This is a genomic window from Paenibacillus melissococcoides (assembly GCA_944800085.1).
Classification (GTDB): domain Bacteria; phylum Bacillota; class Bacilli; order Paenibacillales; family Paenibacillaceae; genus Paenibacillus_B; species Paenibacillus_B melissococcoides.
Map to the genome: position 1 here is coordinate 270323 of CALYLO010000009.1, position 21699 is coordinate 292021.

Sequence of the window (21699 nt, forward strand, 5' to 3'; positions counted from 1 at the left end):
TTTCCACCTCGCTTAAAAATGATTATTATTCAATGTATGACCATCACAATAACATATTGACCTGAATTTCGAAACAGCCAGGATGTCCAGGCGGACAAGGTGCTGGAAATCAACGTCAACCATGACGTATTCGAATCGCTGAAGGACGCCCTCGCGAACGACCGCGAGAAGCTGAGCCTGTAACACGAACCTGCTGTACAATCAGGCGCTGCTGATCGAAGGGCTGCCGATAGGCGATTCCGGTACAATTCACGAATGATATTTGCAAAGTGATGGTATAGTTTGGGGAAAGATAGAACCCGATGCTGGCGCAGGCCGGTATCGGGTTTTCTGCTTATCTTAGAGTATTTTGGCACTGTAGCGACAACACCTCTATCTTATAAAGCAAAAGCAACTACTAATCACCAGCATCTTACTCCAAACGTATGGTAATGTGGGAAATAGTGGAATGAAGCGGCGAAAAAATATTTCAAAAGAGGGAGGTGAAATACAATGGAGGATGTGCAGAAAGTGGATTTTTCGGAATTGACATCATATTTTATATCTCAATAAACCAATGAAAGGGAGGGGGTTTTTGAGTAGCTTCATGAAAAAATACGGGAAAGCCACACTTCTTCTTGTCGTTGTGTTCATCATTGGTGCACTGTATATTCCCAAGCTAAATCATACGGCCGAAGTGATTTCATTTAATCAATTCGTTAAAGAGCATGTCAAAGAAGAAGAGATCGAGTATCTCTTCCTTAGTAAGGCGATTCAGGGCGAGTCTTCTAGAGATTCAAGCTTTAGAATATATGATAAAGAAGAGAGGGAACGAGTACTCCAGATTTACTCCAAAATTGAAATGAAAAGGGAGGATAGCCCCGAACGCCTGTCACAGAAGGAAAGGGTTTACTTGAACTTTGGGAATGTGTATGGACTGCAATACGTGATAATGGTTACCGACCTTGGAATCGTGGATACGTTCCATTATAAGACAAATAAAGGGAGAACTTATAGGATTACAAACGATTTTGATTTTGGAACCATTAGTCACTTGTTTGAAACAGAGAGTAAATAAGTGCATCTTGCAGTCTCTTTTATTTCAGTTGTTACATATCAGAAATCCAGCCACCATTTTTGTAACGAGCACCCGTAATGAGTCCTTCACCAATGACGAATCGAATCTTGCCATCTACCGTATTATATTCCGAACAAGCGTCTTCAATCGGCTTTTTTCAGTACTAGCTATTCCGGCTCTTACATTGATGATCCCTGTTGCTATCCCAACTGCGGTGTATCTAAGAAAAATGAACCCTACAGCTGTTGCTTTGTCACCAATTTGATCCGCAATATATTTTACGGAATTTGGATTATTTTCTTTCCCGAAGCCTCCTTCAAAAATGGCGTACTGTGTAGCTCGCATGTCTTGAATTTCTGACATGTTTAGATCTAACTCAGGGACGTATTCTCTAACTTCCATAGTAAATAACCTCCCGATTTTATTTATGAATTGTGAGAGGAAGACTCAGCGCTGAACTTTTTCCTTTTCACTTATTAAAGTGACTTGTAATCCTTTTTTAACAACCGTAACAAGATGGAATCCTTATGAAATTGCATGTCGCAAGTGGAAGGTTTTTTGGAAGTGAACCCGAACCCGGTGCTGGAAATGCCAGTGCCGGTTTTTTTGTTACGCCTTCTGCACCGCAGAGGAAAGGACCCTGCATTTTTTACGAAACTCTTTCCCTCAAAAAAACAATAACCAGCCTTTACTTTTTCTACGAGATGGTCTAAGATAATAAATAAGTTTCTCTAGGCAAACATTTTTGTATAAATACATATTTTATGGAGGAGAGAAAAACATGCCCCGAACTATAGATGTAAACAATTTGCACATATCGTATTACGGAAAAGAGGTTATCAAAGATGTAAGCTTCTCGCTGCAAACCGGCAAGCTTATCGGCATCCTGGGGCCGAATGGGGCGGGCAAGTCGACATTGATGAAGGCCATGCTCAATCTCATTCCCCGCGACGGCGGCGAGATTACGCTGGGGGGAGAGCCGCTCGCTTCGATGCGCAAAAAAATCGCCTATGTGCCGCAGCGCTCCAATATCGATTGGGACTTTCCCATTATCGTGAAGGATACGGTGCTATTGGGGACGTTTCCGACCCTCGGCCTGTTCCGGCGGCCCGCCAAGCAAGATAAAGAATGGGCGCTCGAATGTCTCCGCAAGGTCGGCATGGAGAAATTCAAAAACAACCAGATCGGCGAGCTGTCCGGCGGCCAGCAGCAGCGGGTGTTCCTGGCGCGCGCGCTTGCCCAGAAGGCGGAGTACTTTTTCCTTGACGAGCCGTTTGTCGGAATCGATGTCGCCAGCGAGAACGTCATCATCGATATTTTGAAGACGCTGCGGGATGAAGGGAAGACGGTGTTCGTCGTGCACCACGATTTGAGCAAGGTGGAAAGCTATTTTGACAATCTGATTTTGATGAATAAGGAATTGATCGGCTGCGGGCCTATCGATCGCGTCTTCCGCCCGGAATTGATGCAGGAAGCCTATCAGACGCCGTTTGCGATGATAGGGAAATTGGGGGTTGGAATGTGATGGAATTTATACATGATTTAATGGCCTACGAGTTTTTGCAGCGAGCCTTTGTCACTTCGATTATTGTGGGCATTATTTGCGGCGTTATCGGCTGCTTTATCGTATTGCGCGGAATGGCGCTCATGGGAGACGCAATTTCGCACGCCGTGCTGCCGGGTGTGGCCATCTCCTATATGCTGGGGATCAATTACTTCTATGGGGCGGTCGTCTCGGGAATATTGACGGCGGTCGGGATCGGAGTCATTAACCAGAACAGCCGCGTCAAGAGCGATTCTTCCATCGGGCTGGTGTTCTCCGCCGCTTTTGCTCTTGGCATCATTCTGATTACGAGCGCCAAGAGCGCTACCGACTTGACGCAAATTTTGTTCGGGAATGTCCTGTCGGTACGGGCATCGGATATGTGGCTGACGGTCGCCGTCGGAGGCATCGTACTGCTGGCGGTCCTGCTCTTCTACAAAGAATTGCTGGTCTCGAGCTTCGATGAGACGATGGCCGCGGCCTATGGGCTGAAGACGCGCCTTATCCACTATTCGATTATGGTTCTGCTCACGCTCGTCACGGTAGCGTCCCTGCAGACGGTTGGCGTCATTCTGGTTGTCTCGATGCTGATTACGCCGGCATCCACCGCGTACTTGCTCACGAACAGACTGTCCACGATGATTGGGCTCGCGATGTTCTTCGGCGCCCTGTCCTCGATGATTGGCTTGTATGTCAGCTTTCTCTACAATCTGCCGTCCGGCCCGGTTATTGCGTTGGCGACGACGTCCATCTTTTTGCTCGCGTTTCTGTTCTCTCCGAAGCAAGGAGTGATTCGGCGCATGCTGAAGATGAACAAGCGGAGAATGGCCGTCGGGAAGTAATAACGGGATAAGGATAAATCATGATATGAAAAAGGAGTCCAGGAAAATGAAAATGGTAAGAAAATTCATGTTATTGTCGGCGATGGCGGCACTGCTGGTGCTGGCTGCTTGCGGGCAAGCGAATTCGAGCAACTCCGGGGCTGTTCCCGCCTCTTCGGATTCCGCTTCCGAGCCGGCCAAGGAAGGGCCGCTCAAGATCGTCACTTCCTTTACGATTCTCGAGGACTTCGCCCGGGAAATCGGCGGCGAAGATGTCGAGGTTCACAATCTGGTGCCAACGGGCACGGATCCGCATGAGTATGAACCGCTGCCGGAGGATATTAAAAAAGCGACGGATGCGGATGTTCTTTTCTATAACGGCTTGAATCTGGAGGGCGGCAAAAGCGGCTGGTTCTTCAAAATGATCGAGTCCGTCGGCCAGAAAGAGGAAAATGTGTTCAACCTGACGGAGCGCGTAGAACCGATGTATATCGGCGGCAAAGACGGCCATGAGGAAGAGATTAACCCGCACGCATTCATCGACCCTGCCGTCGGCATCAAGATGGCGGAGGATATGCGGGATGCTCTCATGAAGAAGGACCCTGCACGCAAAGAGAATTACGAGAAGCGGGCAGACGAATATATCAGCAAGCTCAAAGAGATTGATAAGGAATACGAAGAAAAAATCAATTCCATCCCGGAAGAGAACCGCATCCTCGTTACGAGCGAACGCGCATTCCAATATATGACGACGCATTATGGACTGAAGGAAGCGTATATTTGGGAGATTGACACGGAAGAGAACGGCTCTCCAACCCAGATTAAATCGCTGGTTGAATTTATCAAGGAGCATAAAGTGCCGGTTCTCTTTATCGAATCCAATGTGGACCCGCGCCCAATGGAGACCGTCGCGAACGAGACCGGCGTCCGCATCGCCGAGAAGCGGATTTACTCCGATGAAATCGGGCAGCGGGGAGCAGAAGTCGATACGTATATCAAGTATTTGGAATATAACCTTGAACTCATTCATAGCGAATTAAGCAAATCATCATAGTAAGAACTTGGCTAGTGCGGTTTCGATTCCATCGGGAAGAAGAACGCGCTGGAAGCCTCAACTGCCGGTAGGCAACGAGCCTGATCGCGATTCAGAAAAGGGGGGAGGGCATGCGAACCCCGGGTATGGAGGATCATCTCGAACAGATCTACCTGTTGACCAGAGCCAAAGGGTTCACAAGAGTATCGGATATCGCGCAAGCACTGTCCATTCATGATTCTTCCGCTTCCAAAATGGCGCAGAAGCTGGGGAAATCGGGATATGTGCAGTACGAGAAATACGGGAGAATCTGCTTGACGGAAAAAGGGTTCCAGGTGGGGCGCCAACTGTTCAACCGCCATCAATTGCTGGAAAAGTTTTTGCGCCAGATCGGCGTTGAGGAAGAACAGATCCACCAAGAAGTCGAGCAGATTGAGCATCATTTCAGTTGGAGCACGATCGCCCGGATTCAAGAGCTTGTCCGTTTTTTTGAAGAAGAGCCGCTCGTGTTGAGGGAGTTCCATAAAAGGCAAACGCTCTAGCCTCTATGCGGAGCTGTGGAGGGAGGCCCGGCTCCAGCAAGATATCGTGCCGCTTGCGGCACGATGCAGCCGGATTTCAGCATCCGCCGAAAGCGTCGAGCTGCTCTTCTTCCGCGAGTGCCTGTATTTCTTCGGCTCCGATGCGGAGGTACATATAACCGTCCCGGGCCTGCTTCTGAAGCGCGCGCTCCTGGACGAAGCGGGGGCTCGCCTCCCCGGCGTCTTCATCGTAGACCAGAAGAATGCCGTCGGTCTTGCGGAACAACAGATCGTCTCTGGCGACGAACTGCCATTTCCCGATGTAAGGGCCATTGCTGACTGAGCCGTAATAATCAACCTGCTGCACAAGCTGATCGAAGTATGCTTGTTTCTCTTCATTCCATTGGTCCGCCTGCTGACTGTAGGCCGTAATGATTGAGCATTTCAGATGCGGATATTGCGCCTTCAGCGCGATCGCGGCTTCGCAGGCCCACAGATCGACCCCGTATTGACCCGGAGTAATGATCCATTCGAGCCCTTCCTCCAGCAGGGGGATCAGCCGGGCTGCGATCGCTTTGCGAATGTAATGGATTCCTTGATGCTTATTATTGTAAATGCCGAGCTCATGGGCGCGGTAGCCGGTAACAAGTAAGTTTCTCAAGTGAACTGCCTCCAAGTATGGAATCATGTCAATCGTTCGTTCTCATCCACCATTATACATGAGCCGGCATGAATGTGCCGGAGGCGGGGCGGCATGCGCCGCCGCCCGTGCCAGCAGATGGCTTCTGAATCATCGGGAGCCATCTTTTTTATTCTTGTACGGCAATTTATTAGATACAAGAAACTGAAAAATTTACCCAAATATGCCGATATCATTAGTAACCTTCAATGGATATTTATTCAAGTTTGTCAAAGCTGGAAAGTCGGCAGCACGAGCATCCAATCAGGCGACGATTCAAGGAGGAGTCAGGCGATGACGCATCTGGACAAGAAGATTATGGAGCTGGAACAGGCGAAGAGAAGGCTGGAGGAGCAAAACAGCCGCAGGCAGGAGGATCAGGAGGACGAAGAGCGCAGGGCGCAGGCCGAACGAGCGCGAGAGGAGAGGGATGTGCAGTGGCGGCAGGAGATTCGGGAAGGATTGCGGAGCGGCCGCATCGATATTGCCGGCGCTTCCGTTGAATTCCAGCCGGCAAGCTTTTTTCATCCGGGAATTCGTTTCTTGTTCCCCGGGGAATTTCTCGTCTGCGCGCTCGATACCGCGCAGCAGAAGGTGTACCGGAACGAAGCTCACGCGGTCAATATCATCCTGCAGTATACGGATCATCCCGGGCAGCCCATCGATATGAAAGCGATGAAGGACGAGATGATTCGCAATATGAAGAGCATGGAGCTGAACACCGAATGGGTGGAGGATGGCGTGAAGGAGGTGAACGGGCGGCCGGTTCACTATTGCGCGTTTTTGAACCCGGTGGCGCAGGGCAAGGTATTTAACTTTTTGTTTTTTGCGGATGCGGGGCGCAAGCGGCTTATCGGGAACATCAATTGCAGCGGGAAGGACAGCAAGCTGTGGTCCTGCATTGCCCAGGAAATGATTGCTTCGATGGAGGTGGCCCACGGATGAGCGTATCCCAATTGTCTTATCAAAATGTGAGAATTGCCCCTTTTCCCCATATGCAGTTGCTGGACATGTCCATCGTGCAGGAAGTGAACGAGCATGGGAAGCTCACGTTCACGGGCCGGATGCCGGAGGATCATAAGGACAATGATCTGTTCGCCATGAATGAACAGACGCCGGTTCAAGTCGTGCAGATTACGGATCAGGGCGAGGAGCGGGTCTTGTTCTCCGGCATTTTATCGGAAATGCGGATCGAGAAGTCGCGGGAGGTCTATTCCGTCTATGCGGAAGCGCTGACAAGCACGGTCATGCTCGATATTCGCGTGAAGAACCGATCGTTCCAGGACGCGGCGATGACCTACAACCAGCTCGTCCGCCATCTGGGCGGCGAGTACTCGAATTACGACGTGAATTATACGGCGGAACAAAATCCCCCTCTCGGCGCCTTGGTCGTGCAGTACAAGGAGACAGACTGGGCCTTGCTCAAAAGACTGGCCTCCCGTCTCGATACGGTGGTCGTGCCGGCCGAGAACTTCAAGGATATTAAGTTCAGCTTCGGTCTCCCCGATACCGGAGCGGTCAAGAAGCTGTCTCCTTCCAGCTATGTCATTACCAAAAAGCTGGCCGACTATATGAGCTATCACAAAAATGTCCGGCGCAATGCGATGGAGAGCGATTTTATTTTCTATGAGATTACGACGGATCAATGGCTGCATCTGGGCGATGCCGTCGATTTCCAAGGGGCGAGGCTCTATGTCGGCAAGGCCGTGTCCATGATGGACCGGGGAAGCGTCAAGCACACGTACACGATTACGACCCGCAAAGGCTTGAACCGGCATTCGCCGTACAATGACGCGATCCGCGGCGCATCGATCGGCGGGACGGTGCTGGCCATCCAGCGTGACAAGGTGAAGGTGCGGCTTGATATCGACAAGGAGCAGGATGCCGGGAAGGCCTGCTGGTTCCCGTATTCGACCGTCTATGCCTCCGCTGACGGCAGCGGCTGGTACTGTATGCCCGAGGCGGGCGACAGCGTCCGGGTCACGTTCCCGAGCGATCGGGAGGAGGAAGCCTTCGCCATCAGCTCGGTCAACTCATATGCGGGCGAACCGGGAGGAGCCGGATTGCAGACCGGTCAGGGCGGCATGTCCGGCGGCGGAGGTGCGGGCGGGGGGACGCAGGATCGGATGTCCGATCCGAATGTCCGGTATTTCCGCAACTCTTCGGGCATGGAGGTTACGCTGGCCCCCGGACATGTGCTGATTTCCGCAAATAACGGTCAGGCTACGATTCGGCTCGCCCAGGACGGCTCGATTACGATTGCCGGGCAGAACGAGGTCTCGCTGACCTCGAAGGAGAACGTGACCATCCGGGCGGACAAGACCCTGATGATGACCGCAAGCGAGGAGATCGCGATCGAGAGCCAGAAAGGCGGCAAGATCGTGCTCAATAGCGGGGGAGACGCGGAGCTAAAAGGGAACAAAGTACTTACAAACTAATCGGGCATTAAGGCGCTCCGCGCAGAAAGGGAGATTCGCCGTGACAAGAGATGAGGCGCTTCGGCATTGGATGGATACAGCCGTTGCCGCGAAGCGGTGGGAGCACATGCATGCGCTGCACCACATCGTGATGAGGGACAGAGAGAAGCTGGCGGCGGAATTCATCGCGTCGTTCAAGCACATATGCCGTCGCATTCGGCGCATGCAGGATGAGAAGCGCAAAGGAAAAATCAAATATATACATTACTCGGCGCTGCGGAGCCGCCTCTTGAGCGGCGATTACCGCTGCCGGATCGATGCGTACGACAAGCAATGGTATACGGATCCGCAGGAATGCTCTGCCGAATATGATGCGGGATGGGCGTTCTGCAGCCTGGGCGATTTCACGCTCGCTATTGCGGAACAGGGGAAAAGGTACGTCGGCAAAGTGCTGCCGGCCGATGTGGAGGCAGTCATGCGAAGCGAGACCGTCTGGTATGCGGCCTACCTCGTCAAGCTGGCCCGCGATGCGTTAAGGGAGGCGGTTCGCAGCGACGAATTCGCCGCCATCGACAAGGAAGACGAGCTGTACATTATGGTCGGCGAATACAAGGACCGGAGCGAACTGGTCTATCGCCATGATGCCCGGGCGAAGGATGGCCGCGAGCTGCGGGCGATGCTCTCCGCCGGCGAGCGGACCGAATATGTCTATGAAGTATTCGGCGGAGCGGACCTGAGCGGCATGTATTTTTCCTTGCTTAACTTCAGCTACGCGAATCTGTCCCATTGCACGCTGGCCGGCAATGCCATCTGGGGCTGCGCGTTCATCGGCGCGGACTTCCGCGGGGCCAATCTGGAAGGAGTAGATATGAACCGCAGCATCGTGCATGGGGCGAGCTTCAAGGAGGCGAACCTGCGGAACGCGAGTCTGGAGCATATTCAGGGAGGACTGTCCTTCCCGGTGCCGGAGGAGCTTCATATTCCGCCCTTCATGGAGACGAGTTTCCAGGATGCGAATCTGGAGCAAGCGAGCTTCCGCGGGGCCGATCTGCGGGGGGCGGATTTCCGGGGCGCGGCTTTAAGGGAGGCATGCTTCACCGATGCGGAACTGGAAGGCGCGATATTTGATGACGAGGATGTGAAGCATCTCGGCTTGAGCGAGCGGCAGCTCGCGGATATCGTGATTGCCGAAGGGTGCCGGGCCTGATGCGCCGGGATGCAGCGGGGCATTGCGAGGATCGTGAGTGATCAATGGATAGGGAGCGGAGGCCATATGGACTATTTCATCATTGCGCAGGATGAGCGCGCGGATCAGCAGTTCCGCTTCGCCGGCTTGAAATCGACGAATAAGATCATCGAGGTGACGCCGGATCAGGCGGACGACATCCAGGACATTACCATCGTGTTCGTCGAGGGGCAGGCCGACAGCGTCTACCCCGACTATATCGGCAAGCCGGTCGTGCTGGTGGCGGATGAGGTGAAAAAAGTGCTGGAGTTGCATGATCCGGAGCTGGTATTCAAGTGCGCCATCTTGTCGGACCCGAAGCACAGCATGCAGAAGGTATATTGGCTCCTGCTGCTTCCAAGGGTCGATTGCCTGTCGGAGCGGACGGAGTTCCATAAGACGGGCGCGGTGAAGCGCATCGTCATCGATCAGGAGAAGGCGGCCGGGCATGCTATTTTCCGGGTTCGAGGCTTGCTGGAGAAGCATGTCTTCATCCCTCTGGACGTGGCCGAGAGTCTGCTGCGAAGGGAGCTGCTGGGCATTCGGCTGGAGAAGGTGGATCATGATCGGGGGGATTCGGACGGACTCCGCTTGGACTCGCGCCAAGAAGAAATCATGCGCAAATGATTGCTCGGCGGAGCGTGCACATCGTAGAGCATTCATATGGTGGGCACTCACATATTGGGATGTTCGCATTGGTAGGTATGTTCACACATTGGGTTGTCCATATGGCGAGGTTTTTCGCATAGTGGAAAGTTCACAGTGTCACATAGAAGGACTTGTAGGGAGGAATAGACATGCATGAAATGATGGCGGACGGCGGAGGCGGAGAGGAACAAGCCGAACCGAAATATGTCGTGCACGGCGCCTACTGCGCCTGCACCCAGGGGTCGCGTCCCGCTCGGCTCATTATCCCGGCGAGCCACGGGGATTACATCCATGATCAGCCGCAATTGAATGTGGAGGACCAGGTGCCGATGGTCAATATTCGGCCGTTCGGGGTATGTCAGAGCACGCAGAATCCGGCGGTGCAGGCCGTTATCGACGCGCTTCCGCCGATGCCGAAGCAGGAGGAGGCCGGCTGGTTCGCGAGCTTGTTCATCAAAAAGGAAGCTCCGCCGCCGGAAGAGGTTCCGGCGCCCGTATGCGTAGCGATGTGCGTGCCGAATGTGACGGCGGGGATGCTCTGGCAATCGGGCAAGGAGAATGTATTGGTCGGGGGGGCGCCCGCGCTGCTGAGCAACGGATGGGTGACTTGCGCATACGGGGGCCTCATCACGATCGTGCATGACGGGCAACGGGAATAGCAACCTCGGGAGAAGGGATGGAAGAGGATGAGGATACGATACGGGGGAGTAATCCTCGAGCTCCCGGTTGAGCTTCAACGCCTGACCGGGCTTGTCTTAACGCGAGAGGTCAATGAGCATATCCAGCTTCAGTTCAGCGCCATTATCCCGGAAGAGAAGAAGGACAGTTATATTCATGAGCTGGGGCAAGGATCGCCGATTATCGTCTATCGGGAGCTGGAGGAAGTGGAGGATAGCGGCGAACCGAACAGCAGTGAACCGGGCATCAGCGAACCGGCCGGCGGGAGCCGGCAAGGAGACGTGTTGTTCCAAGGCCTGATTCGCCGATTGGATATCCAGTGCGTGCGCGGTGTGTACACGCTGCAGGTTGAAGCCTGTTCCTATACGTGGGCGATGGACATCGAGCGCAAACGGCGCTCGTTCCAGCGGGTCGATATGACCTATGCCGATGTAATTGAGCAGGTGCTGCAGGACTATCCGCATGCCAATATGCAGGATCATGCGACGAACCATGCCCGGATTGACGGGCTTATCATGCAGTATGACGAGACCGATTGGCAGTTCGTCAAGCGGCTGGCTTCGCATTTCGGGGCCGTCGTGGTGCCGGATGCGGCTTCGGGGAGCGCCCGCTTCTCGCTTGGCGTAACCGAGGATCGGGAACCGGTCGCTGTTAGCGATGCCCAATATGTCATCCGGAACGACTTCCGACGCGGTCTGCTGGCGCGGACGAACGAGAATCCGGAGCTGCAGGAGACCGACTTCATCAGCTTCGAGATCGACACGCCGCTCTGGCTTCCGCTCGGGGGACGCGTCAGCTTCGCCCGGAGGCCGTTCGTCATTCGTGCCGCCAATACAGCCGTGCGGGACGGCCTTCTGTGCCATACGTATACATTTTGCACCGCCGATGGCGTCCGACAAGGCTATCAGTCCAATCCGCGGATTCAAGGCTTGTCGCTGGACGGGACCATCACCGCCATCTCGCGCAACCGCATCCGGGTGCACCTTGCCATCGATTCCGCCAAGGCGGAGGGCAATACTTGCTGGTTCCCTTATTCGACGGGGATCGACAACCAGATCTCGTACCTGATGCCGAAGCCGGGATCGGGCGTCAAGCTGCATTTCCCGACGATCAATGAGAGAGAAGCCATTGCGATCGGCTCGGTGAGACAAGGAGGCGAGGAGGGCAAGTACGGGCATAAACAGTCCGACCCGAAGGTGCGGTCCTTAACAAATGATACGGGCAAGGAAATGAAGCTGACCGGACAGGATGTCGTCTTCAGCGCCAATGACGAGGGCAGTATCAAGGTGCGGTTGTCCGGGGACGGCGCCGTCGAGATCGCTGCGGACACCGATCTGTACCTTCGCGCCGCATCCGCTGTGGCGATCGGGGCAAGCGAGAGCGCTGCGGCGGAAGCGGCTGCGGCCGTGCCGAAGCGAATCTCGATCTCGGCGGGGGAAGATGTGTTCATCAGCCGGAGTCCGGGGGAACACGTCGATCCGGCCCATGCGATCGCGATACAGGATTCGACCTATGTTCAAGGAGCGAAGATTATCTATCTGGGCGAGCCTGGCGAACCGCCTGCCGAGACGTTTGATGACAGCGCGCAGCTGGCCGAGGACGCCAAGCTGATGAAGGAGGTCAACGATCAGGCGCTGGCCTATCGCGAGGCGTGCATCGCCAAGGCGGAGGCGGCGAAGAGCAAGTTCGGGTTCGGCGCCATCGCCTTGGTGGTCGGCGTTGTCGCGGTCGCGGCGGCGACGGTGGCGACCGGAGGGGCCGCCCTGCCGCTTATCGTCGGCGCCGCAGGCGCCGTCTCGGCCGTCGTGGGCGCGAGCGAGATCGCCGAGGGCCGGGAGGACTTCGCCAAGGCGCAGGTGGGCGATCTGAGCAAATCCTACAATTTCATGCGGGACACGGTGCTCGGCGGCGACGAGGAGCTGTACAATATTGTCAAATACGGCTCGGTCTCCATCTCCGTGCTGGGCGGGGGCTTTATACTCGGAGGCACGACCGTCCTGACAGGCGGAGTGACCGGCGGGGCGATGAGTGCGGGGGTGACGGCGTTATTTGATCCGTACCAGCCATTGGACGGCACCTTCAGTTGGAAAGCGATGGCCGGGCATTATATGAAGAGCTTCTATGACGGGGCTTTGGCCGGAACGCTCTCGGCCGGGGTGTTGAAGGGCATTCCGTGCGGGGCCGGTCCGCTTACCCAGTTCACCGGCCGCTACGGGGCCAGCTTCGTGGCTTCAAGCGCGCTCGATATCAGCAATTCCGGCGATGTGAATGTCCTGAACAATGCGGTAAGCAGCGTATTCGGCGCGTCGTTCTCCTTTCTGGGAAGAAGGAGCCGGCTCGGCCGCTACGGCGCGTCCGTCGCCGGGGATGTGGCCGGGGGTTCGGCGATTCAGCTTCTGCAGACCGGGACCATCGATAAGGAGACCTTTTTGGATCAGTTGAAAAGATCCATTGTGAGCAATGTCGGAAATCTGGTGACGAAGGGAGACCCGATTGATGTCGCCAAAGGCCGCTTCTATCTGCAGGCGACCGATCTGGTGGTGCACGATATCGGCGATACGTTGGAGCTGACGCGCAGCTTCAACTCGCATAACCCGTTCGTGGGCATGCTGGGCAAAGGCTGGATCAGTTCCCTGGAGAGCTCGCTGACCCGGGTGGAGGATCGGGCTTTCCTTATCTGCATGGACGGCCACTATGAGAGCTTCGTCCTCCAGGATGGCGAATGGCGCAATGAACGGTCGGGCGCCCTTGATTACCGGTTAGTCGAGGAGCCGAACAGAGGCAGATATGTCGTCAAGCATCAACGATACACGTATGTGTATGACGGGGCGACCGGACGGCTGCTCTCGTTCAGCGACGGCAACGGCAACCGCACGGCGCTGGAATATGACGATCAAGGCCTGCGCTCGTTGACGACGCCAGGCGGCAAGGAGCTTGCTTTTACCTTCAGGAACGGCAAGCTCGCGGCAATCACGGACAACATCGGGCGCACGGTCCAATACCGGTATGCGGGAGATCTGCTGGCCGGGGTAACCTACCCGAACAAGGGCGAGGTCACGTATGCCTATGACAGCGAAGGGCGTCTCACTTCGATTACCGATCAGAATGGCCATACCTATGTGCGCAATGAGTATGACCGCGCCGATCGGGTCATTCGCCAGTATGACGGCGAGGGCCATGTAACCGACATCGTCTACGATGAGCGGGCCCGGATGACGACCTTTACGTTTCATGCCACCGGAGTCGTGGAGACGTACAAATACAACCGCGATTATTTGGTTACGGAAGTGCACTACGATGACGGCACGCAGGAAGCTTACACCTACGATGTCTGGCAGAACAAGGACAGCCACACGGCCTCCAACGGCGCCGTCACGCGCTGGGTGTACGATGCCTATGGCCATATGCTGGAGGAGATTCGGCCTGACGGCACGAAGGTAGAGCACCAGTACGACGAAGACGGGAACCGGATTCGCACGGCGACGACCGGCGGCAGCGAGACCCGTTACGTCTACGATGCCCGGGGCAATCTGCTGGAGGAACGAGTCCGGATCGACGAGACGAACGAGGCCGTCACCGCTTATGAGTATGATGAGCGCGGCCGGCTGATCCGCCGCTTCGATCCGATGGGCCAAGCGACAACGTTCCGGCATGAGGTCAAGCATACGGATGCGCCGACCCTCGTACAGGATGCGGAAGGCCAGCAGTTCCGGTACGGCTATGACGCCGCGGCCCGGATGACGAGCATTACGACCTCGTACGGCACGGTGGAGATCGCCTACAATGTGCTGAACCAGCGGACGCGCATCACCGACGCGGCCGGGAACACGACGGCGCTGTTCTATGATCCGATGGGCAATTTGATCAAAAAAGTGCTGCCGAACGAATATGTGGAACGATTGGGCAACGGCATCGGGACGGAATATCGTTATGACTTTATGGACCGGCTCATTCGGACGACGGATCCGATGCAGAACGAGCAGCGGGTCATGTACGATATCCATGACAATCTGGTGAAGGCCGTCCATCCGAACGAATATAGCCGGGCGGCAGATGACGGGGCCGGGGTCGAATATGAGTACGATCACCGGAACCGATGCATCCGGACCTTGTTCCCGGACGGAGGCATCGCCCGCACGAAGTACGATGCCGTCGGCAATATCATCAAGACGATCGATCCGGAACGGTATGATCCCGGGACCGATGACGGTCCGGGCACCGAATATGCCTACGATGCGATGAACCGTCTCGTTCAGATTACCGATCCGGAGGGCCATGTCATCAAGCGCTTCCTCTATGACAGCGAAGGAAGAGTAGTGAAGATAATCGATGCCCGCGGATGGCTTAGCGCGGAGACCGATGAAGAGCGCTTCGGCACGCTCTATGCCTACAACCGGGCCGGCTGGTTGATCGAGAAGCGGGAGCCTGTTGAAGCCGAAGGCGGGGAGATTCGGTACAGGCTCACCTTGTACCGGTATGACCTGGCGGGCCGCCTCGTGGAGGAGCGGCGGACGGCGGAGCATGTCAGGGCGACCGGATATGCGAGCCGGTACCATCGCATCCGTTACCGGCATGACAAGCTGGGCCGGGTCATTCTAATCGAGGATGATACAGGAGCCGAGATTCGCTACACCTACGACTGCCTGAATCAGGTTACGTCCGAGCGTCGGAAGCTGAGCGAGCGGAAGGAACAGATCACCCGCTATGAGTACAACGAGGTCGGGCTGCTTGAACGCAAGATCGATCTGATCGATGCGGAGGATCTCGCTGATGGCCATACGTTCAACGGAAGCGAGGACAAAATCGCCGCCGCGACCTCCTATCGCTATGACCGGAACGGCAATATGATCAAGCTGGTCACGCCCGAAGGCTATGAGACCGAGATCAGCTACGATCGGGCCGATCGCATCAGTCAGATTAGCCGGCGGGAACGCAAGGACAGCAAGGCGCGGAGCGTCTACTTCAAGTATGACCGGGCGGGCAACGTGCTGGAAGAGACGGATACGAACGGCAACCGCACGGCCTACGGCTATGATCTGATGAACCGCCTCATCCGCACGACAGGCAAACGGGGCGAGACGACGCGCCTGTTCTATGACAAGACGGGACAGCTCATCAAGCGGGTATCGCCGAACCAGTATAATCCGCTTACGGATGACGGCGATGGCACGACCTATCGGTATGATGCGCAGAACCGGCTGATCGAGGTTCGCGATGCCTGCGGTCAGATCGTGGAGCAGAACCGTTATAATCAGGCGGGCGAGTTGATTCGAAAGCTGAGCGAAGGCATTGGCGTGGACTATACGTATACGATCGGCGGCCGGGTGAAGCAGATCCGCACCGCGGAGGCTGCGGCCCGGGGCAAGGTCAGCCAGGAGTACACGTACGACGCGCTCGGCAATATTACCGGCATCGTGGACGGCGAAGGGAACAGGACGCACCACAGCCTGGACGCATGGGGCAACATCCGGGTACTCACCCGTGCGGATGGAACCGAAGAGCGGTACAGCTACGACCGTGCAGGAAATATCATCAGCTCCACGGACGCCAACGGCCATACGACCTTGTACCGCTACAACAGTCTGGGCAAGCTGGCGGAGGTGGAGGATCCGTCCCAACAGCGCATGGTGTACCAGTACGACCGCCAGGGCCGGCTGACGCGGCAGATCGATCGCAACGAGCGCGTTATCGAGTATGCGTACAACTTCGACGACCAACTGGTAAAGCGCAGAGAAGCCGCGGGAGGCGCGGAAGAAATCTATGTGTACAACGAGGACGGCACGCTGCGAACCGCCGTGAATGATCGGATGCGGTATGACTATACGTATACGCCGGACGGCAGGCTGGCGGCGAAGTATACAAGCGAACCGCCGCTTGGAATCCGCCGCAAGGGCGAGTGGGCCGGGGCGCCTCCGTTCGCGGACCCGCTGACCAGTCCCGGAGCGAATGGAGCGGCAGCACCTCAATCTTGGCATCCGATGGATGCGCTTGAGCCGGAGGCCGCGGTTCCGGGTGCGCGCAAAGTGCTCGAATTCCGCTATGACCCGGACGGACAGGTTACCGGATTGACCGATGCCGCAGGCAGACATACGGAATATCGCTATGATAAAATAGGTCGTATCCAGGAAGTGCTGCAGGGCCGGGAACGTCTCGCACAGTACCGCTATGGCGAAGGCAACCGCATCGGTTCCATTCTGTACGGAAGCGGGATCAGCGTCGAATACGGCTATGACCGGGATGGCCAGATGACGAGTCTGCGGGCGGCCGGCCAAGACGGCCGGGAACTGATGCGCCATACGTACAGCTATGACAATAACGGCAACCAGATTGCCAAGATGGAGCATCATCAGCTTACCCTATACAGCTATGATCCCTTGAACCGCTTGCGGGAAGTGGATTATGGCAGCGGCGCCCAGGAGTCGTACAGCTACGACCCGGCCGGGAACCGCATCCGCCGCGTGCTGGACGGACATGCCACAAGCTATGCCTACGACAGCCGCAACCGTCTGCTGTCGCTGGTCGAGGACGACGGCAGCCGTACCGAGTTCGAGTACGACCACCAGGGCAATTTGCTCTCCGAGCACTCTGGCAGCGGCACCACGACCTATGCCTATGACGCGTTCAACCGGACCGCGCAGGTCGAGAAGCCGGACGGCAGCTATGTCCGTCATGAATATGACCCGGAAGGGCTGCGCAGCGTCATATGCGAGAACGGCGTCACCAGCCGCTTCGTGTTCGACGGCTGGAATATGGTGAACGAGCTGGACGAGGAATGGAACGCCAAGGCCTCCTATGTGCGCGGCCATGAATTGCTCGCGCAGGTGGATGGTCGTGGAGATGCCTACTACTACCTGAACAACCAGCACGGCGACGTCGTGCACATCACGAACCGTCTGGGCGGCATCGTCAACAGCTACGAGTACGACGCCTTCGGCCATACCTTGTCCGCCACCGAAGGCATCCCGAACCGCTTCCGCTACGCGGGCGAGCAGTTCGACCCTGTCACGCAGCAATATTACCTGCGCGCGCGGTTCTACAACCCGGTCATTGCCCGGTTCACCCAGGAGGACGAGTACCGCGGCGACGGCCTGAACCTGTACGCGTACGTGGGCAACAACCCCATAAGGTATGTGGACCCGAGCGGGTATAGCAGCCAGAATGTTGGTTGCGGTGGTGGCGGTAAGAAGGAAGGGCCTTATGAGGGGACGGGAGATGTTGATAAGATATTAACCCGAAATGGGGCATTTCGAGATGCAAAAAGAAGAGCGGGCATTCCTAATTCAGCTCAACATAAAAAACCTGTATATGTTCATGATGGAACAAGTGAAAATAGGTGGGTATACGAATTTGAAGTTGATGGCAAGAAAAAATACATTATTGAACATAGGGATGATAAATTTGGTCGAGGCCCTCACTTCCATGGTGCAGATGATTTAAAAGGAAGCCCGTTAGAAAGAGGAAGATACAATCAATATCCTGGACACTCACCAGAGGATTTCGAGGGGTATAAAAAGAAAGGTAAGCCTAAGAAAAGGTGATTATTTTGAAAGACGACAGAATGAAAAAAATGGAGTTCTTAAAAAGGAAGAACCGAAGAAACAACGTAATAAAAGAATTGGATTTTATGAAACTTCCAACAGACCCGCTTCTGGAAATTGAGGAAAATGACTTGTTTTGTAAACAAGTGTTTTTAAAATTGAGCAGTATTAGGAACAAGATAATATTACAAGGGATGAATTATGAGGAAAATATCAATAAATCCGTGCAAACGTTAAGAAATATTCAGTTAACAACTGACACATTAAGCAAGGAGGGTAGGGTTTTCTTTTTCGGTGAACAAGAAATCGAGGCAGTCAAACTTAATGTTAATGAAGTATTTAGAAACTTGGAAGAGATACTTAAATTAACAAAATTTGCTACAGGATATGCAGATTTCATATTGGTTGCTGATGATTTACATTTTGGAATATGTATCGAAAGGACAGAATATCATTATGAACTTAGCATATGGGGGCTACCCAGTGCCGAATAAAACACCTTTTCTCATCACTACCAACATAACCTTTGTTCTATCAGTATAATATTTTCACGAATCAAGATGTACGTACAGAATGTCTGGAAAAAGTATCCCTATTTAACGTAATAGCGTTACACGAAACAGGTCAATTATGGTCAGATACCACCATAAAAGACCTGTTTTTTGTTATCTTCGTTTTCTTGCAGTTTTTTCAAATATGATTGCAACAATGTACGTACATAGAACGATGGATATGGTGAAAGAGATATGACCTCAACTTTTGTGTGGGATAAGACGACCATAAAGAGTGTCGGGAGTCGATTAAGAGTTTTCTAACAACGGGAAGGACATGTGTGAAAGGCTAGCCACCTGCCCTCTAATATAGGGTTTGCTGAACAATCATTTTTCTAAGGTTTTACAAGGATTTCTGGACTCTAACTCGAAATAAAATGCAAGGAAAATGCGAATTTCTTGAAAAAAATCGTGCACGTGGAGTGAGCCGACATGTATCGTAGAACCGAAAGCCAGCTTCAGTTGTTCGAAGATTTCTACTTGCCGTTTGGCGGTAAATTGAATAAGGAGAACCGTTGGGTTCAACTGGCCGCTATCATCCCGTGGTGGCGGGCAGAAGAATTCTACGCGAAGTCGTTCAAGAAATCAATGCGCGGTCAGATCCCTTTGTCTGTTCGTATGGCTTTGGGAGCGCTGTACATTCAGGAACGTATGCAGCTCGATGATCGAGAGACGGTCCAGCAGATCACCGAAAATCCGTACTACCAGTACTTTCTTGGGTTGCCGGCGTTCCAAGACAAGCCTCCGTTCCATCACTCGCTGTTGACCCATTTCCGCAAGCGATTGGGTGCGGATGTCATTGGACAAATCAACGATTGGATTTTGGAAGAGGACGCAGAGCGAAAGAAGCAGGAACAAAACAAGAGCGATCCTCAAGATCCTCCAGGCAGCGGCCATGGTTCTGATGGAACATCCGTTAATGAAGACGGCAAAAGCAAAGAGAAACCATGCAACAAAGGCACCTTGATGCTCGACGCGACCTGCGCACCGGCCGACATCTCCTATCCGACCGATTTGAAATTATTGAACGAGGCGCGGGAAAAACTCGAAGCGATCATCGATGTTCTGCACGAGCCTTTCGTCGGGAAGGCCAAGAAACCGAGAACGTATCGTCAAACTGCCCGCAAACGCTACCTCGAGATCGCCAAGAAACGGCGAACGGGTGCCAAATCCATCCGGAAAGCGGTTGGCAAACAGCTTCGTTATGTTTCGCGTAATCTTCGCATCATCGAAATGCTGGGAGCGAAAAGCAGCTTGAATCAACTGGGTTCGCAGCAGTATCGGCAATTGCTCGTCATTTCCGAGCTGTATCGTCAACAACAAGAGATGTACGACAAACGGACACACTCGGTGGAAGATCGAATCGTCAGTCTTTCCCAACCGCATGTACGGCCGATTGTACGCGGGAAAGTGAATGCTCCCGTCGAGTTTGGGGCAAAGCTGGCGATCAGTCTGGTGGACGGTTACGCTCGAATGGAGAAGCTGTCCTGGGATAACTTCAACGAAAGCATGACACTGAAAGCTTCCGTGGAGTCGTTCGTCCAGCGATATGGGTGTTATCCGGAAGCCATTCTAGCCGACCAAATCTACCGAAATCGGGAGAACCTTCGCTATTGTAAGGAGCACGGCATCCGTTTGAGTGGTCCAAACTTAGGGCGTCCGAAGAAAGAAGCGGAACCCGATCGGAACCAGGCCAGACAGGATGCTTCAATGCGTAACGCAATCGAAGGAAAATTCGGAGAAGGCAAACGCTCCTACGGACTGGGGCGTATTCGAGCACGCCTTCGAGAGACAAGCGAAACGGTCATTGCCCTGCAACTGCTTGTTATGAATCTCGAACGCAAGCTGCGCGTTCTCTTTTTGCCGATTTTCAGACTGCTGCTGAATCTGTGCCGTCAGCCTCTGTGGGCCTAAAAGGCAATATGTTCAGCAAGCCCTAATTATGATGGAGAGATGCCTGTTGAAGTGCGGTAATTCAACGGCCCCTTCAATAGAATCGCAGGCATGCGCAGCACAAAAAAACACCCCAAAAGGGTGTTTTTTTGCTGCCCGATCCGTCCTGCAAGGCCGGCTTCCGAATTTGGTGCGGGGAGAGGGCGAGAGACAGGAAGCTACGCTTTGCCGGCGGAGCCCAGTTCGTTTATCTTTTCTTTCACTTTGGCAACCAGCGCTTCCTTGGCAGGCATCATGATAGCTCTAGGCTCGCACAGAGCCGGGTTCTCTTCCATCACCGTTCTGACTGCTTCGGCCCAAGCCGTCACCAGCTCCGTATTGTAGTTCACTTTGGCATGTCCCAGGTCAATCGCCCGCTTCAATTGCGGAAGGGGAATGCCGGATGCGCCGTGAAGCACGAGCGGAATGCGTACCGCTTCCGCAATGGCTTGCATTTCCTTGAAGCCGAGCACGGGCTCGCCATGATACTTGCCGTGAACGGAGCCGAGCGCGGGGGCGAGGGCATCGACGCCGGCCTCTCTGACCAGGCGCTCGCATTCGGACAGATCGGCATACCGTATCCCGCCGACGAGTCCGTCCTCCATTCCTCCGACCGAGCCGACCTCAGCCTCGACGGATACGCCGTGAGCATGGGCGTAAGCGGTTACCTTTTGGGTATTGGCAATATTGTCTTGAATCGGCAGGTGGGAGCCGTCATACATGACCGAGCTGAACCCGGCATCAATCGCTTGCACGCAGCGGGAGAAGCTGGAGCCATGATCGAGATGAAGCGCGACCGGCACGGTAATCTCCAGTTCTTCCTTCACCGCTTTCACCATGGATGCGATGGCGGCGAATCCGCCCAGATACTCGATCAAGCGATCGGAGGCCGCCAATATGACAGGAGACCGGGCTTCCTCCGCCGCCTGCAAAATGGCTTGAACCCACAGCAGACCGTTGATATTGAACTGCCCTACGGCATAGTTTTCCTTCAGAGCGCGTTGCAGCATCTCTGTCATCGGTACGAATGTCATTCTTGTTCCCCTCTTTGCCTAT

Annotated in this window: 16 protein-coding genes and 1 pseudogene; 14 read left to right on the top strand and 3 right to left on the bottom strand. The window is 54.4% G+C overall.

What is annotated here, in order from left to right; genetic code table 11:
* Nucleotides 1-72: 72 nt before the first annotated feature.
* A pseudogene (locus tag OCY70_RS27560) lies at nucleotides 73-281 on the top strand (molecular chaperone HtpG); the annotation flags it as partial.
* 293 nt (nucleotides 282-574) lie between these two features.
* The gene (locus OCY70_RS27565; RefSeq protein WP_213429248.1) at nucleotides 575-1057 is read left to right on the top strand and encodes a hypothetical protein; all 483 of its coding nucleotides are present in this window, start codon (nucleotides 575-577) and stop codon (nucleotides 1055-1057) included.
* Nucleotides 1058-1171: 114 nt separating this feature from the next.
* Here OCY70_RS27565 and OCY70_RS27570 read toward each other — a convergent pair whose 3' ends face one another.
* A complete protein-coding gene (locus tag OCY70_RS27570; protein ID WP_213429247.1) occupies nucleotides 1172-1459 on the bottom strand; it encodes a hypothetical protein in 288 nt (95 codons plus the stop codon).
* Nucleotides 1460-1838: 379 nt separating this feature from the next.
* Between OCY70_RS27570 and OCY70_RS27575 the strand changes: the two genes are divergently transcribed.
* The 4 genes from OCY70_RS27575 to mntR all read left to right on the top strand — a co-directional run bounded on the left by OCY70_RS27575 (nucleotide 1839) and on the right by mntR (nucleotide 4996).
* Nucleotides 1839-2582, top strand: a complete 744-nt coding sequence (locus tag OCY70_RS27575) for a metal ABC transporter ATP-binding protein (RefSeq protein WP_213429246.1) — start codon at nucleotides 1839-1841, stop codon at nucleotides 2580-2582.
* Entirely contained in the window at nucleotides 2582-3442 is an 861-nt protein-coding gene (locus tag OCY70_RS27580; protein ID WP_213429259.1) for a metal ABC transporter permease, read from the top strand. The genes OCY70_RS27575 and OCY70_RS27580 overlap by 1 nt, the downstream gene beginning before the upstream one ends.
* A 46-nt stretch (nucleotides 3443-3488) precedes the next feature.
* A complete protein-coding gene (locus OCY70_RS27585) occupies nucleotides 3489-4475 on the top strand; it encodes a metal ABC transporter solute-binding protein, Zn/Mn family (protein WP_213429245.1) in 987 nt (328 codons plus the stop codon).
* A 110-nt stretch (nucleotides 4476-4585) separates the two neighbouring features.
* Nucleotides 4586-4996 (top strand): transcriptional regulator MntR, encoded by a 411-nt coding sequence (gene mntR / locus OCY70_RS27590; RefSeq protein WP_168179547.1) that lies wholly within the window; start codon nucleotides 4586-4588, stop codon nucleotides 4994-4996.
* A 76-nt stretch (nucleotides 4997-5072) separates the two neighbouring features.
* On the opposite strand, the gene OCY70_RS27595 is transcribed toward mntR, so the two are convergent.
* Nucleotides 5073-5636: a DUF1273 domain-containing protein gene (locus OCY70_RS27595; RefSeq protein WP_213429244.1), complete on the bottom strand. Its 564-nt coding sequence runs from the start codon at nucleotides 5634-5636 to the stop codon at nucleotides 5073-5075.
* Nucleotides 5637-5948: 312 nt separating this feature from the next.
* Between OCY70_RS27595 and OCY70_RS27600 the strand changes: the two genes are divergently transcribed.
* The 8 genes from OCY70_RS27600 to OCY70_RS27635 all read left to right on the top strand — a co-directional run bounded on the left by OCY70_RS27600 (nucleotide 5949) and on the right by OCY70_RS27635 (nucleotide 20625).
* A complete protein-coding gene (locus tag OCY70_RS27600; RefSeq protein WP_213429243.1) occupies nucleotides 5949-6599 on the top strand; it encodes a hypothetical protein in 651 nt (216 codons plus the stop codon).
* A complete protein-coding gene (locus tag OCY70_RS27605) occupies nucleotides 6596-8092 on the top strand; it encodes a contractile injection system protein, VgrG/Pvc8 family (protein ID WP_213429242.1) in 1497 nt (498 codons plus the stop codon). Before OCY70_RS27600 ends, OCY70_RS27605 begins: the two co-directional genes overlap by 4 nt.
* Before the next feature lie 40 nt (nucleotides 8093-8132).
* A complete protein-coding gene (locus OCY70_RS27610; RefSeq protein ID WP_213429241.1) occupies nucleotides 8133-9278 on the top strand; it encodes a pentapeptide repeat-containing protein in 1146 nt (381 codons plus the stop codon).
* A gap of 66 nt (nucleotides 9279-9344) precedes the next feature.
* A complete protein-coding gene (locus OCY70_RS27615) occupies nucleotides 9345-9923 on the top strand; it encodes an imm11 family protein (RefSeq protein WP_213429240.1) in 579 nt (192 codons plus the stop codon).
* Nucleotides 9924-10093: 170 nt separating this feature from the next.
* The gene (locus tag OCY70_RS27620) at nucleotides 10094-10603 is read left to right on the top strand and encodes a DUF4280 domain-containing protein (RefSeq protein ID WP_261945234.1); all 510 of its coding nucleotides are present in this window, start codon (nucleotides 10094-10096) and stop codon (nucleotides 10601-10603) included.
* Between the two features lie 27 nt (nucleotides 10604-10630).
* A complete protein-coding gene (locus OCY70_RS27625) occupies nucleotides 10631-18160 on the top strand; it encodes an RHS repeat-associated core domain-containing protein (protein WP_261945235.1) in 7530 nt (2509 codons plus the stop codon).
* Nucleotides 18157-18654 carry a YxiF family protein gene (locus tag OCY70_RS27630; RefSeq protein ID WP_249725699.1) on the top strand — a complete coding sequence of 166 codons (498 nt, stop codon included), beginning with the start codon at nucleotides 18157-18159 and terminating at the stop codon, nucleotides 18652-18654. The genes OCY70_RS27625 and OCY70_RS27630 overlap by 4 nt, the downstream gene beginning before the upstream one ends.
* A gap of 489 nt (nucleotides 18655-19143) precedes the next feature.
* Nucleotides 19144-20625 (top strand): IS5 family transposase, encoded by a 1482-nt coding sequence (locus tag OCY70_RS27635; protein ID WP_261945236.1) that lies wholly within the window; start codon nucleotides 19144-19146, stop codon nucleotides 20623-20625.
* Nucleotides 20626-20822: 197 nt separating this feature from the next.
* On the opposite strand, the gene fba is transcribed toward OCY70_RS27635, so the two are convergent.
* On the bottom strand, nucleotides 20823-21677 hold the full coding sequence (gene fba / locus OCY70_RS27640) for a class II fructose-1,6-bisphosphate aldolase (RefSeq protein ID WP_213426404.1): 855 nt from the start codon (nucleotides 21675-21677) through the stop codon (nucleotides 20823-20825).
* Nucleotides 21678-21699 lie beyond the last annotated feature (22 nt).